Annotated in this window: 16 protein-coding genes; 11 read left to right on the plus strand and 5 right to left on the minus strand. The window is 52.7% G+C overall.

Translation table 11 applies throughout. From position 1 onward, the window contains the following. Positions 1 to 45 precede the first annotated feature (45 nt). From Q5741_RS09225 to Q5741_RS09240, 4 genes are all read left to right on the plus strand, one after another. The gene (locus Q5741_RS09225; protein WP_305023774.1) at positions 46 to 495 is read left to right on the plus strand and encodes a prepilin-type N-terminal cleavage/methylation domain-containing protein; all 450 of its coding nucleotides are present in this window, start codon (positions 46 to 48) and stop codon (positions 493 to 495) included. 249 nt (positions 496 to 744) lie between these two features. Continuing rightward, positions 745 to 1,500: a prepilin peptidase gene (locus Q5741_RS09230; RefSeq protein ID WP_305023775.1), complete on the plus strand. Its 756-nt coding sequence runs from the start codon at positions 745 to 747 to the stop codon at positions 1,498 to 1,500. 13 nt (positions 1,501 to 1,513) lie between these two features. After that, a complete protein-coding gene (gene pilM / locus Q5741_RS09235) occupies positions 1,514 to 3,148 on the plus strand; it encodes a pilus assembly protein PilM (RefSeq protein ID WP_305023776.1) in 1,635 nt (544 codons plus the stop codon). 2 nt (positions 3,149 to 3,150) lie between these two features. After that, the gene (locus tag Q5741_RS09240; RefSeq protein WP_305023777.1) at positions 3,151 to 3,765 is read left to right on the plus strand and encodes a type 4a pilus biogenesis protein PilO; all 615 of its coding nucleotides are present in this window, start codon (positions 3,151 to 3,153) and stop codon (positions 3,763 to 3,765) included. A 65-nt stretch (positions 3,766 to 3,830) separates the two neighbouring features. Here the strand turns inward: Q5741_RS09240 and Q5741_RS09245 are convergent, their stop codons facing one another. From Q5741_RS09245 to Q5741_RS09260, 4 genes are all read right to left on the minus strand, one after another. Continuing rightward, positions 3,831 to 4,373, minus strand: coding sequence for a chromate transporter (locus tag Q5741_RS09245; RefSeq protein WP_305023778.1), 543 nt, complete (start codon positions 4,371 to 4,373; stop codon positions 3,831 to 3,833). Beyond that, positions 4,373 to 4,966: a chromate transporter gene (locus Q5741_RS09250; RefSeq protein ID WP_305023779.1), complete on the minus strand. Its 594-nt coding sequence runs from the start codon at positions 4,964 to 4,966 to the stop codon at positions 4,373 to 4,375. The genes Q5741_RS09245 and Q5741_RS09250 overlap by 1 nt, the downstream gene beginning before the upstream one ends. Positions 4,967 to 4,997: 31 nt before the next feature. Further along, positions 4,998 to 5,474, minus strand: a complete 477-nt coding sequence (locus tag Q5741_RS09255; RefSeq protein WP_305023780.1) for an Lrp/AsnC family transcriptional regulator — start codon at positions 5,472 to 5,474, stop codon at positions 4,998 to 5,000. Positions 5,475 to 5,667: 193 nt separating this feature from the next. Further along, positions 5,668 to 6,453: an alpha/beta hydrolase gene (locus tag Q5741_RS09260; protein ID WP_305023781.1), complete on the minus strand. Its 786-nt coding sequence runs from the start codon at positions 6,451 to 6,453 to the stop codon at positions 5,668 to 5,670. A gap of 169 nt (positions 6,454 to 6,622) precedes the next feature. Between Q5741_RS09260 and Q5741_RS09265 the strand changes: the two genes are divergently transcribed. The 5 genes from Q5741_RS09265 to Q5741_RS09285 all read left to right on the plus strand — a co-directional run bounded on the left by Q5741_RS09265 (position 6,623) and on the right by Q5741_RS09285 (position 10,760). Further along, positions 6,623 to 7,261: a YhbD family protein gene (locus Q5741_RS09265; protein WP_305023782.1), complete on the plus strand. Its 639-nt coding sequence runs from the start codon at positions 6,623 to 6,625 to the stop codon at positions 7,259 to 7,261. After that, positions 7,254 to 7,976 carry a polymer-forming cytoskeletal protein gene (locus Q5741_RS09270; protein WP_305023783.1) on the plus strand — a complete coding sequence of 241 codons (723 nt, stop codon included), beginning with the start codon at positions 7,254 to 7,256 and terminating at the stop codon, positions 7,974 to 7,976. Before Q5741_RS09265 ends, Q5741_RS09270 begins: the two co-directional genes overlap by 8 nt. Before the next feature lie 20 nt (positions 7,977 to 7,996). Further along, on the plus strand, positions 7,997 to 8,740 hold the full coding sequence (locus Q5741_RS09275) for a hypothetical protein (RefSeq protein WP_305023784.1): 744 nt from the start codon (positions 7,997 to 7,999) through the stop codon (positions 8,738 to 8,740). A 139-nt stretch (positions 8,741 to 8,879) separates the two neighbouring features. After that, positions 8,880 to 9,503, plus strand: a complete 624-nt coding sequence (locus Q5741_RS09280; protein ID WP_305023785.1) for a TetR/AcrR family transcriptional regulator — start codon at positions 8,880 to 8,882, stop codon at positions 9,501 to 9,503. A gap of 36 nt (positions 9,504 to 9,539) precedes the next feature. Next, positions 9,540 to 10,760 carry an MFS transporter gene (locus Q5741_RS09285; protein ID WP_305023786.1) on the plus strand — a complete coding sequence of 407 codons (1,221 nt, stop codon included), beginning with the start codon at positions 9,540 to 9,542 and terminating at the stop codon, positions 10,758 to 10,760. A gap of 18 nt (positions 10,761 to 10,778) precedes the next feature. Here Q5741_RS09285 and Q5741_RS09290 read toward each other — a convergent pair whose 3' ends face one another. Further along, complete coding sequence (locus tag Q5741_RS09290; RefSeq protein WP_305023787.1) at positions 10,779 to 12,254, minus strand: VanW family protein; 1,476 nt, start codon at positions 12,252 to 12,254, stop codon at positions 10,779 to 10,781. Between the two features lie 205 nt (positions 12,255 to 12,459). Between Q5741_RS09290 and ftsE the strand changes: the two genes are divergently transcribed. Both ftsE and ftsX read left to right on the plus strand, forming a co-directional pair. Further along, positions 12,460 to 13,146, plus strand: coding sequence for a cell division ATP-binding protein FtsE (gene ftsE / locus Q5741_RS09295; RefSeq protein ID WP_305023788.1), 687 nt, complete (start codon positions 12,460 to 12,462; stop codon positions 13,144 to 13,146). Beyond that, positions 13,136 to 14,053: a permease-like cell division protein FtsX gene (ftsX, locus tag Q5741_RS09300; protein WP_305023789.1), complete on the plus strand. Its 918-nt coding sequence runs from the start codon at positions 13,136 to 13,138 to the stop codon at positions 14,051 to 14,053. The genes ftsE and ftsX overlap by 11 nt, the downstream gene beginning before the upstream one ends. Positions 14,054 to 14,188: the final 135 nt, after the last annotated feature.

A 14,188-nucleotide genomic window follows, 5' to 3' on the forward strand; every position in this document is an offset into this window, starting at 1 on the left:
TGCAGTCATCGCAATAATAAAAATATGCTATTGGGAGGAATACACATGTTGGCAAAAGTTTTGAAACGTGTCAAGAAAGAGGAGAAGGGCTTCACGCTGATCGAGCTCCTGGCGGTTATCGTTATTATCGGTATTATCGCAGTTATCGCCATTCCGATGATCAGTAATCTGTTGAATAAATCTCGGGATAACGCAGATGTGGCAACAGCCCGTCAGGTTTATGATGCAGCTCGTATGTATATTACAAGCGAGAAGAATGGTGATTTTAAGAGTGTTAACTCTGTAACTATCGCAAGCGCTACAGGAGATTCGCTGGTATCTAAAGGGTACTTGGAGTCAGAACTTTACCTGCCAAGTAATAAAAAGAAAATCACCGGTGGGACAGTTACTTTTGATAAAGGAAATTTGTCTAAAGTAACAATAAATTATGAAGACAGTGGGACAAAGACAGAGGAATTTGAAGCTGAAGAGGTTCTTAAATCAGAAAAGAAATGATTTAAGAGCAATTACACCAAACAAACTTGATAGCTGAGTAACGGAGTGAGCGGAAATATTTTGAAGAAGCGCAGCGTTCGCCTTTGCCACCGGATTATAACCGCAGACTTCGTTCAATAAAATCTGGGGGCAACAGCGATCGTAAGAATATTCCGCACACGCAGTGGGCATCTCAGCTATACAGCAACCCCACCAGGAACCGGCTTAACCCCGGTTCCTTTCAAATTTTATCCAGGAAAGTGAACGCTTATGCACATCATCCTTGCCGTCTACACGGCGCTGCTGGGCCTGCTGCTCGGCTCCTTTTACAACGTGGTCGGCCTGCGTGTCCCGGCGGGAGAGTCGATCATTCATCCACCGTCGAGCTGTCCATCGTGCTGCACCAGGCTGCGTTCCCGGGATCTCGTGCCGGTGTTCAGCTACCTGTTCTCCCGCGGCAAATGCCGCCACTGCGGCGCAGGGGTGTCTGTGCTGTATCCGCTTGGAGAACTAGCCACCAGCCTGCTCTTCCTATGGATGGTTCTGGAGCTGGGCTTCACCTGGACTGCACTGAACGGGCTGCTGCTGGTCAGTCTGTCCATCATCATTACCATCTCGGACCTGAAGTACATGCTGATCCCCAACAAGGTGCTGCTGTTCTTTCTGCCGCTCCTGGCTGTTGTAACGCTGCTCGCAGAGCCGGAGCAGTGGCTGAGCCACCTGCTGGGTCTGCTGCTTGGAGGCGCACTCATCGGCCTGGTTGTAGTTCTAAGCCGCGGACGAATGGGCATGGGTGATCTGAAGCTGCTTGCGCTGCTCGGCTGGGTGCTGGGTGCGCCGCAGACACTGCTCGCTTTTATGCTGGCCTGTGCGCTCGGAAGCCTCGTTGGTGGTGTGCTGCTCGGACTTAAGATTATCACCCGGAGTCAGCCTGTACCGTTCGGCCCGTGGCTGGCGGCGGGAGCGTTAGTCTCGTATGTTTATGGATCACAAATTATCAGCGGGTATCTCTCGCTCTTAGGTTAGGAGTGCGGCAAGCATGCTTGGAATACAACATTCTCGGATCGGTCTGACCATTGAGCAGACAGGCATCCGCTACGTCAAGCTGAAGAACAACAGAGCGGGTGAAGTCGAATTCTGCAGCCATCTCCCGCTGAAATCCGGCATGATCCAGGAGAACGGCATCGCTGATCCGGAAGCGTTGAGTGAAGCGCTGCAGGAGTGGGTAGAGCGGGAAGGGATCCGAAAAGGGAATATCTCGCTCTCTATTCCGCCGTCCCAGATGATTATCCGCCGCCTTACGATTCCTGCAGTGAACCGCAAGCAGGTGCGCCAGCTCGCCAAGCTGGAGATTGAGAACGCGCTGCATCTGCCGTTTGAAGAGCCGGTCTATGATTATGTGGAGATCGGCAGCGATGGGGAGAATACAGAACTGCTTGTTTACGCCGCGCCGCGGGCCATCATTGTAGAATACATACTCCTGCTCGATGCAGCAGGACTGAAGGTCAAGCATGTCGAGGTGTCCGCAGCTGCCTTGGCCCGCTCCGTTCAGATGCTGAATGCTTCGGATCTTCAGGAGACGATGCTGATCCATCTGGACGGTGCGATGCTGGATATCTATATGTTCCGTGACGGCCAGCCGGTCTTTATGCGGACGATTAACATGTCCGACTTTGACTCCAGCGTCGATTATGCCGCGGCAGCTGCAGAATGGGGGATGAATACATCTGCAGCTGCACCGGAAAAGGAAGAGAAGCTCCGGCATGAGCAGCTCTTCGAAATGATGGCAGAAATTCAGCGCATGATGAACTTCTATCAGTACAGCCTGCACGATGGCTCGACCCGAATCCGCGAGCTGCTGCTAACCGGCAGCCCGGCTGCACGGCGGCAGCTGCAGGAAGAGCTGAGAACGGCGATGGCAGAGGTGACGATACAGTCCATTGACTTCAATCAGGCGGCTGCCGTAGGCGCGGCAGGCATGCAGATGAATGACTATCGGGTCGCCTGGGGTGTGGCGATGCGCCATCAGACAGGAGCGGCCGTTGACCTTTACCCGCGTGAAGACCGGGAAGCCAAGCTGTTCCCGACCGTAAGTGCTGCTGCGCTCGGTATATGGCTAGTTCTGCTGGTGGCTATGCTGATGCTCTATATGAGCAGCAGGGATGAAGGCAGGATCAAGGCCAACCAGCTGGTCCAGCTGCGCAATGACAGTGAGCTGCTGCAGATGCAGCTCGCTGAACGCAGCAGCGCGGAAGGGGCTGTGAACCGGCAGGCACTGCTTAAGCTGCTGCAGCTCTACCGTGGAGATACCGTAGCGGTGCTCGATCAGATCATGAAGGCCCTGCCTCAGGGCGGAGTGGTGCGTTCGGTTTCCTATCTGCATCGTAACGAACTGTCGTTGACGGTCGATTTTGCCGCCATGAACGATTCCGCCGCTTATCTCGACAAGCTGCGCCGAATGTCATTTGTGACAGGGGCCGAGATTCAGAAGCTGACGCATAATGCGGGTGCCCAAGTGCAGGCTGAACCGTCGGGTGCTTATACTGCTGTATACCGTGCCAACCTGGGTGCTGCCGGCAGGACATCTTCAGATACAGATTCCGGTGCAGTCCCGGCTGAGTCATCGGCTGAGGATTCAACGACATGGGGCACATCCGTAGAAGGAGGGCAATAAGGATGGACAAAATACTGAAGCAGCGTCAGGTCGTCTTTCTCGGAATGGCTATCCTGTTTCTCATTCTGCTGGTGCTCTATATGTTTTTGTTAAAGCCAACCTTGGATGCAGTTGCCGAGCAGGAGGTGGAGATCGGCAGTCTGGAACAGCAGAACGAGACGCTCCGCGCCAAGATCGCCGAATTCAGTACCGAGGACGCCGGAACAGGAGGCAGCGAGGCTGCCAAGCGGGCGATTCCGGAAGGGGATGACAGCAAGCAGCTGATCGTCGACCTGAACCAGATCGGGCAGCGCAGCAGCGCAGATCTGCGGGATATCCAGTTCACTACGGTCTCCAGCAAGGAGGATACGTCGGGAACCGCCCAGAGCGAGACGAACAGCCAGCTTCCGGACGGAACGGGTCTGATTCATATGACAGGAGTTCTGCAGGGTGATTACAAGCAGATCCACGAATGGATGAATCAGCTGCAGAAGATGCCGCGATTTGTCAGCATTGAGGCATTCAGCTTTCAGCAGCCTTATGTGCAGTCTGCATCCGGCAGCATCCTGACGGCGAACGTTTCGTTCACCGCATATTATGAGGGAGCTGCGGGCAGCCCGGACCGTTCAACTCCATAATCGAAAAGGCCGTCCCAGCTGCATAGCTGCGGACGGCCTTTTGGCATATAAGGTATCTCTTCAGATCAGGCGATAAATTGGGACAAAACGACGCCGCCATAAATAAAGGCGACCACCACGACAAGGGCCGGATGGATTTTGCGGATCTGCATCGCCCAGAAGGCAACGAGCGCAATCCCCAGCGACTGCCAGATACCGATCGAGGCAATGGACGTCTCGCCCATCTGCCAGGTCAGCACCACCATCATAATAGCGATGACCGGCTGAACGAGCAAAGTCATGCCTTTGACCACAGGCGATTGACGGAACTTATTCAATAGGCGCAGCAGCAGAATCAGCGCGATTGCGGACGGAACAACGGTAGCAGCCAGAGCGACGGCCAGTCCGAACCAGCCGGAGACGTCGTAACCGACATAAGCTGCGATCTTGGTCGCGATGGGACCCGGCAGTGCGTTGCCTAATGCCAGCATGTTCGAGAATTCCTTGTCACCGAGCCAGTGATAATGCGGAACGACCTCGCGATAGACCAGCGGTATGGATGCAGGCCCGCCGCCGTAGCCGAGCACATTTGCAATGAAAAAGCCGATAATGAGGTTAATCCAATCCATTATTGGTCACCTTCTTTTGCCTGGCGCTTGGCTTTAAGGCGGCCCACGATACGAAAATGCACGGCCCCGTACGCTAGGAAGAGAATAATAACAATCGCCGGGTGTACCCGGATGCCCTCCAGCAGCAGGAAGGCGATGATAAAGAATCCGATGCCCAGATACTTGCCGAGGCCTTTGACAGCCTTCTCACCAAATTCATAAGCCATCTGCCCGAGCATCACGGCAACCACGGGAGTAACTGCAGCGATCATTCCTTTAATGATGGGCGAATCGCTGAGAAAAGTGACAGCAGACAGCAGCGCGATCATAGCGATAGAACTTGGCAGAATATGAGCGATGAGGGCGACAACCGCGCCAAGCACGCCCTTTTGCTTGTAGCCGAGATAGGCTGCCATTTTGGTGGCGATGGGTCCAGGCAGCGCGTTGGCGATGGCTAGGGTCTCACCGAATTCCTCGTCAGGCAGCCACTTGTAGCGGTTCACCGCCTCATAGCGAATCAGCGGAATCACGGAAGGGCCGCCGCCGTAACCGAGAATTCCGGTACGGACCATGGCAGCCGTCAGATCCCAATAATCTTTGTTTGTCTTTCCCAAGGGACAAGCTCCTTTCCTTGTACAGCTTACTTTACAGCTTCATGCCGATCCGGCTTTTATACCGCTTGATCAGTACCTGGCAGTCTACGCCTGTAACCCCTGGAAGAGGATAGAGCTTGTCGTTCATAAAAGCTTCCATATCCTGATTGTTTACAAATAAAGCATGCATATGCAGCTGACTTGGTCCGGTCATTAAATAAAGGCTGGTTACAGCTTGTTCCTCGGCCAGCTGTTCCGCAACCTTTTGCAGAAATTGAGGCTCTACATCCACATTAAAGAAAGCCGATACCCCGATCCCTACCTTGACCGGATTAACGACAGCGGTAAAACGTTCGATGACCTCATTCTCCACAAGCGCCTGAATACGGGTCTGGACAGCTACCCGGGATAACCCGACCTCTTTGGCCAAATCCGTATAAGAAATCCGGCCGTTGCTCTGCAGCAGTGAGATAATTTTGCGGTCCATCTCATCCACAATGAAATCGGATCGTTCATCATATGGCTTCATTCGTAAGTAACACTCCCTATTTGATTTCGCATTGACTACCACCGGGACTGAACTTTATACAATATGTAATATAGTCCTCTCCTTATGATATTTCAATATGAAAATTAATTTTTATCCAATCTTCTAAAAATGCCGTGCACACAGCACAGGTCTGACAGCAGAGCTGCCAAACCTGTTGTTCATCTTTCCTATTTTACTTCTGTAAAGGCAGCCATTCCAGCACACGTTGTATCTTCATGTCCCAGTAACCCCATTCATGGGCGCCGGGTTCTTCCTCGTAAGTCAGCTCCAGGCTCGTTCCTTCACAGGCCTGGCGGAAGCTCCGGTTCTCCTCGTACAGAAAATCTTCCGTTCCGCAGCACTGGTAGAGAAGCGGCTTGGGGCCGCTGCTGGCGTCCAGCTGCTTCAGCAGATGGATGAGATCATTGTCCGTGCCGGCGATCTCGCCTTTTCCGAACAGTCTCTCCCATTCATCCTGCGGCATAACATGGCTCTGCGCTTGCGTGCGCTGCAGACTCAGATCCAGGGCGCCGGAGAGGCTGGCTGCCGCTGCGAACATGTCAGGCTTGCGCAGTCCCAGCTTGAACGCGCCATAGCCCCCCATGGACAGGCCGGCAACAAAGTTATCCTCACGTTTGCGTGAAAGCGGAAAGAACTGTTGTGCCAGCTCCGGCAGCTCCTCGCTGATAAATGTCCAATAGCGGCTGCCTGCCGCCATATCCGTATAGAAGCCGCGGTGAACCTGCGGCATAACAATGGCAATCCCGAGCGAAGCAGCATAGCGTTCAATAGAGGTCCGGCGCAGCCAGATCGTATCATCGTCCGACAGGCCGTGCAGCAGATACAGGGTAGGGTGCGGTCCGGCATGCTGTACATTATCGAGTCCGATCTGGGTTGTTGTCTGCTGCGGTAGGATGACTGTCATCGATGTGCTGAGACCTAAAACCTCGGAAAAAAAGTGACATTGTATAAGGGCCATGTTTCATCTCTCCTTCGAAATCGTCTTTATCTCAAAATAAAGCTAATTGAAAAGGGTTGCAAGTGATTTGTTAGGATGAGCCCGTGTCCTGTAGAAAAATATTAAGAGATTACCCCTTTTGTAGCGTAACAATGTTATGTTACACTGTATTCAGAAGGAGGTGGCCAACTTGGAGGATCATCTCATCTCTAAGAAGGAGCTGCTGGAGCTGACGGACATATCCTATGGCCAGCTGTACCGCTGGAAGCGCAAAAACCTGATTCCGGAAGAATGGTTTATCCGCCGTTCCTCCTTTACAGGACAGGAAACTTTTTTCCCGAGAGATAAAATTATCCCCCGCATTAACCGCATCAAGCACATGAAAGACGATTTGTCCCTGGATGAGCTGGCTGACGTGTTTGCACCTACACCCGGCGATTTGAAGCTGGATAGGGATCAATTATTGGAGCGAAACATTGTTTCGGATCAGGCGCTGAATTTGTTCTTGCAGATTCACCCTGCGGCTGAATTTGATTTTGACCGGCTGCTGGCGGTGTATATGCTGGATCAGCTGCTGCGCAGCGGCGAGATTACACGGGAGGAGGGCATCTCTGTTGTGTATACGCTGACAGCCCACCTGGCACAGCTTAAGGATCGTAATGGCGAACTTTGTGTATGGAGAAAGATGGGCGTTCCATTCATAGCGTTGACCGATGGCAGGTTCTACGCAGATCCGGAAGTGAAAGAGATTGTGAGGCTGCCGCTGCAGCCCATCGTAGAGAAGCTGAAATTAACGATCAACGAAGGAGAGGAGCGGGAACATGTCTGAACAACAGCGCAACAACCTGTCAATCGCAGGAATCGGAACAGCTGTGGGAGGTATTTACGGTAATGTAAGAGTAGATGGAGCCTGCCGGATGAATGGTGCGCTTGAATGTACAATATTTACAGTGAACGGTAATTGCAAGGTATCCGGTGCTTTGGCTGCTCAGGAAGCATCCGTTAACGGAATGGTTAGCGTCCAGGGCTCGGTGCAGGCAGAACGGTTGTGGATTGGCGGCAATGCAAATTTTAAGGGCACACTCGATTGCCAAGAGCTTCAGGTGAACGGCCGGCTGGTTGTTGACGGTTCTGTTCATGCTGAACAGATTAAGGTGAACGGCCGCTTGAAAGCGGGTAGTGACATCCAATGCGAGCATTTTGCTGCTGAGGGCGGATTCGATATTACTGGCCTGCTGAATGCGGGACGCATCGAGATTATTGTCAATCACCGCAGTGAAGTGTCCGAGATTGGCGGCGAACAGATTTCTGTTATGCGTAAAGGCGGCGTCAGTCTGCTGAAGCAGCTGTTTGGCGGCAAAGATGCAGGGCTGACAGCTTCCCTGATTGAAGGAGATGACGTCCATCTGGAGCATACGGAGGCTAGGACTGTCCGCGGCAGCAGGGTAAGGATTGGTCCGGGCTGCCGGATAGGAGTCGTTGAATACAAAGAGGAGCTGACCCTGGATCCCCAGGCTTCTGTAGGCAGAACCGTGCAGCATTAGTTATGAAGGAGGGAAAAGATATGGAGATTTTAAATTCAGGTTCATCAAAATCAGGTGCAGAACGGCCGGACCTGCGTCTGATCGGGGACAGTGAGTCGGCCGGAGGTGTTATGGGGGAAGTGAAGCTGACCGGAGACGGTATCATCCACGGCAGCCTTGATTGTCTGAAGCTGAGCTGTACCGGCGATATCATCATTCATGGAGATCTGATAGCGGACTCGGTCAGGATGATGGGTGAAATGCAGATTGAAGGCACAGCCCGGGTACAGTCATTAAAGATTACCGGTGATACCGAGATCCACCGCAGCTTATCTGCAGAACAGATGGCAGTGATTGGCGAATGCTCGATCGGCGGCGACCTGCAGGTAGAGGATCTTAAAATGACGGGCCAGCTTCAGGTTAAGGGCAACTGTCAGGCAGAGCAATTTGCTGTCCGCGGGGCCGTGAATATGAATGAAATGCTGAACAGTGACGTTGTCGAGATCAAGCTGCACGGCATGAGCCGGATCCGTGAGATCGGCGGCCGTTCGATACGGGTAGAGCGGAAGCAGGGGTTTCCTCTTGTTATATTGAATGGAGGAAAATCCTGGTTGTCCGCAGATCAGATCGAGGGCGACGAAATTTCGTTGGAGTATACAGAAGCCCAGGTCGTGCGCGGTTCCAACGTGGTTATCGGTTCCGGCTGCCGGATTGGATTGGTCGAATATACAGGAGAATGCATCTGTTCCCCCAAAGCGGAAGTGGGCGAGCTCCGGAAAATATAATCGGAGAAGGATGATAAGAGTGGGGCTGCAGCTGATGCTGCAGTTCCATTTGTTTGTGCTTTAGAATAGGACATGCTAAAATACAAAACGAACGTTCAGTATATAAATTGAAAATCTGACAATGACGGAGTGATTCCTATTGAATAAAAAACAGCTGCAAACCGAGCAGACCAAGAAGAAGCTGGCGGATGCCTCCCGCGCACTCTTCATTCAGAAAGGGTATAAAGCTACCTCTATTGAGGATATTGTTGCAGCAACCGGCAGCAGTAAAGGGAATATATATTATCATTTTAAAAGCAAGGAAGGACTGTTCCTCTACCTAATCGATGAATGGGACCGGGAATGGGAAGAGAACTGGAGCTCCAAGGAACCGCTCTATCAAACCGCAACCGAGAAATTGTACGGGCTTGCGGAGCAGCTGGTCCTGGACGATATGAATCACCCGCTGACGAAGGCGGCAGATGAGTTTTTCTCCGGTGAGAAAAAAGAAAATGATATCGAAGAGCGGATCGCAGCTATGTTCGAGCGGCATCTCGACTTTAACAAGCGCCTGATCGAGGAAGGGATCGACCAAGGCGAATTTAAACAGGATGAGGCGTCAACCCTTGCTGTTGTTCTGGAAAGCCTGATTGTCGGGTTGAGCCAGCTGACACGCAAGCAAAGTCCGGAAGAAGCACTCCGGCTCTACCGCCATGCCTTCCAGATCTACCTTCACGGTATAGCCGGACCTGCTGACGGGCTGCCGATTGCAGCAGGTCCTTAATCTCTAATCTTATACAGAACGACGGAGGAACTTATCATGTCACTGCTTACGAGGAACAGAGGCGCGTTGCCCCTGCTCATGTTTAATATTTTTCTGATTTTCACCGGCATCGGGCTGGTCGTGCCGATTATGCCGGCGTATATGGATCTGCTTCATATTAACGGAACGACGATCGGTCTGCTGGTAGCAGCCTTCTCCTTCGCCCAGTTCCTGTTCTCGCCGGTGGCAGGCAGGTGGTCAGATTCCATCGGACGCAAAAAAATTATTATTGCAGGGATGCTGCTGTTTGCGGTATCCGAATTTATGTTCGGCGCTGTCAACTCGGCAGTCTGGCTGTTTGTTTCCCGTATGCTGGGCGGTATAGGTGCAGCGATGATCTTCCCGTCAGTGATGGCTTATACGGCGGATATTACCTCTGATGAGGAACGCGCGCGCGGCATGGGGCTGATTACTGCGGCTATTACGACCGGATTTATCATCGGTCCCGGCATTGGTGGCTACATCGCAGAACTAGGGATCCGTATCCCGTTCTATTGTGCTGGGGCAGCTGGATTGATCGCTGCCATAGTCACACTGATTGTTCTGCCGGAATCAGCCCGTGCCGGTGCCGCTGCATCTTCCGAAAGAGCACCTGCTCCCAAGGAGGGAGTTGTCCGGCAGATGCTGCTGTCTTACCGGCAGCCTTATTTTTTCAGCTTGATTATTGTGCTGATTATGGCCTTCGGTCTGGCCAACTTTGAAACCGTCTTCTCATTATTTGTGGATCATAAATTCGGCTTTACCACCAAGGATATCGCCTTCATTATTACTTTTGGTTCTATCGCAGGTGCGGTTGTGCAGCTGCTGCTTATGGGCTGGCTGCTGAACACGTTCGGAGAGAAGCGGGTCATCGCTGTCTGCCTGTTCTTCGTAGCGCTCTTCATCCCGCTGACCCTGTTCGTCAGCGCCTACTGGATGATCTTTGCCGTGACCTTCATTGTCTTCCTCGCCATGGATATTCTGCGTCCAGCCGTCAGCACCCAAATGTCGAAGATGGCGGAGGAACAGCAGGGCTTTATCGCCGGTCTCAACTCCGCCTTTACAAGCTTAGGGAATATTATTGGTCCGATTGTGGCAGGCGCGCTGTTCGATATCAACATCAACTATCCTTACCTGTCAGCCGGTCTTGTACTGGCGGTGTGCTTCCTGCTGTCTCTGCGGGTGCTTCGGGGTTCAGGTCCTTCGCGTCCGGTGAAGCCGGCCGTTGATCAGCAGTGACAAGAGAGCGTTCTAGGGTTACTGTTCATCACCATTTTCCTGCAGCAGGCCCGAGACGCCGTCTTCAATGATGCGTTCCTGTCCTCCCGGTAAACCAGGCAGACCGCTCATATCTTCTGGTCCCATGCTGCCGGAATGGGTCGCGATCAGCCGTGTCTGCGGGAGGTAAGTGTCGCGCGAGATTTTGATGCGTTCGGTGATCGTACCGTTCACTTTTTTAATCCGGTAAGTGTCAATCACATATCCTGTTTTCCCATTCTGAAGTACCTGCCAGCTGCCTGGCGCCAGCATCTCCCCGCGGATGAACTTCTCCGGTGCGGGAAGTGTCTTTACGGTCACCGATTCAATGGTGTAGGACACGTTTTGCGGAAAAGTGCCGAAAAATTTAACAGATAAGGCACCCCCGCTGACCGTGGAACGGATCAGCAGGTATTTGCCGGTCGTATTGCGGAACCGGAAATTGATCGAGCCTGAAGAGAAGGTGGCATCCTGCCCTTTGGGCAGGTAGCGAACAGGCACGGAATGATGCCGCCGCTCTACAATCTCAAGACCCGTGCGGAGTGCAGCGTTATAGAGGGTGCTGGACACCTGGCAGATCCCGCCGCCAATGCCCGGCTCCATATGACCGCCAATAATAACGGGAGCTTCACGGAAGCCGAACCGCTTCTCTGCCTCCTTAATGACCTTGCCGTAATCGAAAATTTCCCCTGGCGCCAGCACCATTCCATCGACCGTCCTGGCCGCTGCGCTAACATTGTAGACCCGTCCGGCACTGCTTGTCCCGAGCGAGGTAGAGAACTGGATGATTTTGCGCTCGATGCCTTCCTGTTTCAGGCTGGCTATCGTTACCGCAGGCTCCTGCAGGCGCAGCGGCAGGCTAAGGCTGATCATCTGTCCATCAGTCCTGGAGGAAAGATCAGGCGGCAGAGAGGCTTGAATGCGCTGGTGAAGTACAGGCCAATCGATCCGATAGACACTTTTGCCCGGCAAATAACGAACGGTGTCGTCCGGCCCGATCTGACGGACGGCATTCACGGGCAATCCATATTGTTTTTCTTCCCACGCGCTGTCGAGCTTGCTCGGCAGCTTTTTTGAATCCCGCACAACCTCGATCTGCCAGATCTTGTCCATCTGCCAGCGAGCCTTCGCCCGGCTGAATACACTGCCCTGCTCCAGGCGATCCACCGCAGCACGGAAAGCCTCGGCATGATACTCTATTCCCGCCTCTTTCAGTGTCAGGGATACGGCGGGATGGATCTGTGCCTTTGTACGCGAATCGCGCAGCTGAAGCGGCAGCTGTTCCAGCGCTGCCAGCCGCCGGTCCAGCTCCTGCCTGACCTGTACGATCGGCTGCCCGCCAGCCTCCCATCCCCCGATGCTTACCCCCTTTGGCAGTGTGTCCTTTTTGGCATATAACGTGATCAGCCCGTAAGCGACCGAGATGACCAGCAGCAGGCTGGCGATTACAATGATGGCCATGTGAGTTTTTCTCATAATTATTCCTCCCGTTACTTCCGCTGTGATCCTGCTACCACTACATTTGATGTATATGTTGGCAAGAGAGAAAACTTTCGGCTACAAAAAAGGTAACAAATTTGTTACAATAGATAGCAATGTGATGAAATTACAGGATTCAAAAAGGATTAAGCTGGAAAGTGTCGAATGACTAAGAGTTAATTATTCCACGGGAAGTGATACAGTGATTGAAATGCAAGACGTGTGGAAGACCTACACGAATGGCACTCATGCCCTGCAGGGAGTGTCGGTGAAGATCGACCGCAACGAATTTGTCTATGTTGTCGGTCCGTCCGGCGCAGGCAAATCGACATTCATGAAGCTTATTTATAGAGAAGAAGTTCCAACCAAGGGCCAGATCTCTGTCAACGGATTTAATATCGGGAAGCTGCAGCAGCGCAAAATTCCTTATGTCCGCCGTAATATTGGCGTTATTTTTCAGGACTTCCGCCTGCTGCCCCGGCTTACCGTATCCGAGAACATCGCTTTTGCGATGGAGGTTATCGAAGCACCGAAGAAGCTGATCCGCAAGCGGGTTCCAGAGGTGCTGGAACTGGTGGGGCTGAAGAATAAGGGCAACCGCGAACCATCACAGCTATCCGGTGGTGAACAGCAGCGGGTGGCTATCGCGCGCGCAATTGTCAATAATCCGTCGGTGATTATCGCGGACGAGCCTACAGGGAATCTGGATCCGGAGACATCCTGGGGCATTATGCAGCTGCTGGATGAGATTAATTTCCGCGGGACGACCATTGTCATGGCAACGCATAACAAGGACATCGTGAATACGATGCGCAAACGCGTTATCGCCATTGAACACGGCAAGATTGTTCGAGACCAGATGAGAGGGGAATACGGATATGACTTTTAACACCTTCTTGCGCCATTTGCGGGAAGGGTTCAAGAACGTATTCCGCAACGGCTGGATGTCGGTGGCTTCCGTCACTTCCATCGTCGTGTCCCTGTTTATCCTGGGCGTATTTATTCTGCTGGTGCTGAATGTCAATAAGCTGGCTGACACCGCGGATCGTCAGGTCCAGGTCAGTGTGTTCCTGCAGCTGAACGTTGATGAGAAGATGAAGGACACCATTCAGAAGGAGATTGGCGAAATGCCGGAGGTCAGCAAGACCGTCTTTATTTCGAAGGCTGAAGGGCTGAAGGAGTTTACCGACAATCTCGGGGATGACGGGAAGGAAATCCTGAATGATCTGGGCAAGGACAGCAATCCGCTTCCGGACAAGCTGGAGGTTGAGGTTATTGAACCAACGACGGCTCCTTTTGTAGCCGAGAAGATCCAGGCCTTGAACGACAATCACCCGGAGAAGCCGATCATGAAAGTGAATTATGGCAAAGGGACAGCAGAGACGCTGTTCAAAATCACCAAGGTTGTGCGCAATGTCGGCTTTATTTTTGTTGCGGCACTCGCACTGGTATCCATGTTCCTGATCTCCAATACGATCCGGGTGACGATTCTGGCCCGCCGCCGCGAGATCGGCATCATGAAGCTTGTCGGGGCGACCAACTATTTTATCCGCTGGCCTTTCTTTATTGAGGGGGCATTGATCGGGCTTATCGGCTCGGCCGTGACGATTGCCGTGCTCTTCATCGGCTACAGCCAGATTGCCAATGAATTGAGCAGCTGGCTTGGCTTTACAGCCCTCAAATTCATTCAACTCAGCCAGATCTGGCTGCCGCTCGGCGGACTGCTGCTGGTGATCGGTGTACTGGTCGGCATTGTGGGAAGTACGCTTTCCATCCGCAAGTTTCTCAAGGTCTAGAATTACCAGGAAGCATAAGTCATGCGGATGCATCGCCTGGAGTGTAATTGTATTGCGATTCTTAAATTTTATTATAAATAGCGCGGATTCCTTAACTATGCGGCTGCGGCCGTCGATAACAACATAGTCGGGCGT

Origin of the sequence: Paenibacillus lacisoli (assembly GCF_030580655.1) — a bacterium.
GTDB lineage: Bacteria > Bacillota > Bacilli > Paenibacillales > Paenibacillaceae > Paenibacillus > Paenibacillus lacisoli.

Bases quoted from the DNA above. Each gene is read 5' to 3' on its own strand.
- Q5741_RS09285 (WP_305023786.1), top strand. From the start codon at position 9,540: ATGTCACTGCTTACGAGGAACAGAGGCGCGTTGCCCCTGCTCATGTTT.
- Q5741_RS09275 (WP_305023784.1), top strand. From the start codon at position 7,997: ATGGAGATTTTAAATTCAGGTTCATCAAAATCAGGTGCAGAACGGCCG.
- Q5741_RS09255 (WP_305023780.1), bottom strand. From the start codon at position 5,474: ATGAAGCCATATGATGAACGATCCGATTTCATTGTGGATGAGATGGAC.
- Q5741_RS09260 (WP_305023781.1), bottom strand. From the start codon at position 6,453: ATGGCCCTTATACAATGTCACTTTTTTTCCGAGGTTTTAGGTCTCAGC.
- Q5741_RS09230 (WP_305023775.1), top strand. From the start codon at position 745: ATGCACATCATCCTTGCCGTCTACACGGCGCTGCTGGGCCTGCTGCTC.
- Q5741_RS09225 (WP_305023774.1), top strand. From the start codon at position 46: ATGTTGGCAAAAGTTTTGAAACGTGTCAAGAAAGAGGAGAAGGGCTTC.
- Q5741_RS09270 (WP_305023783.1), top strand. From the start codon at position 7,254: ATGTCTGAACAACAGCGCAACAACCTGTCAATCGCAGGAATCGGAACA.
- Q5741_RS09245 (WP_305023778.1), bottom strand. From the start codon at position 4,373: ATGGATTGGATTAACCTCATTATCGGCTTTTTCATTGCAAATGTGCTC.
- Q5741_RS09290 (WP_305023787.1), bottom strand. From the start codon at position 12,254: ATGAGAAAAACTCACATGGCCATCATTGTAATCGCCAGCCTGCTGCTG.
- pilM (WP_305023776.1), top strand. From the start codon at position 1,514: ATGCTTGGAATACAACATTCTCGGATCGGTCTGACCATTGAGCAGACA.
- Q5741_RS09240 (WP_305023777.1), top strand. From the start codon at position 3,151: ATGGACAAAATACTGAAGCAGCGTCAGGTCGTCTTTCTCGGAATGGCT.
- ftsX (WP_305023789.1), top strand. From the start codon at position 13,136: ATGACTTTTAACACCTTCTTGCGCCATTTGCGGGAAGGGTTCAAGAAC.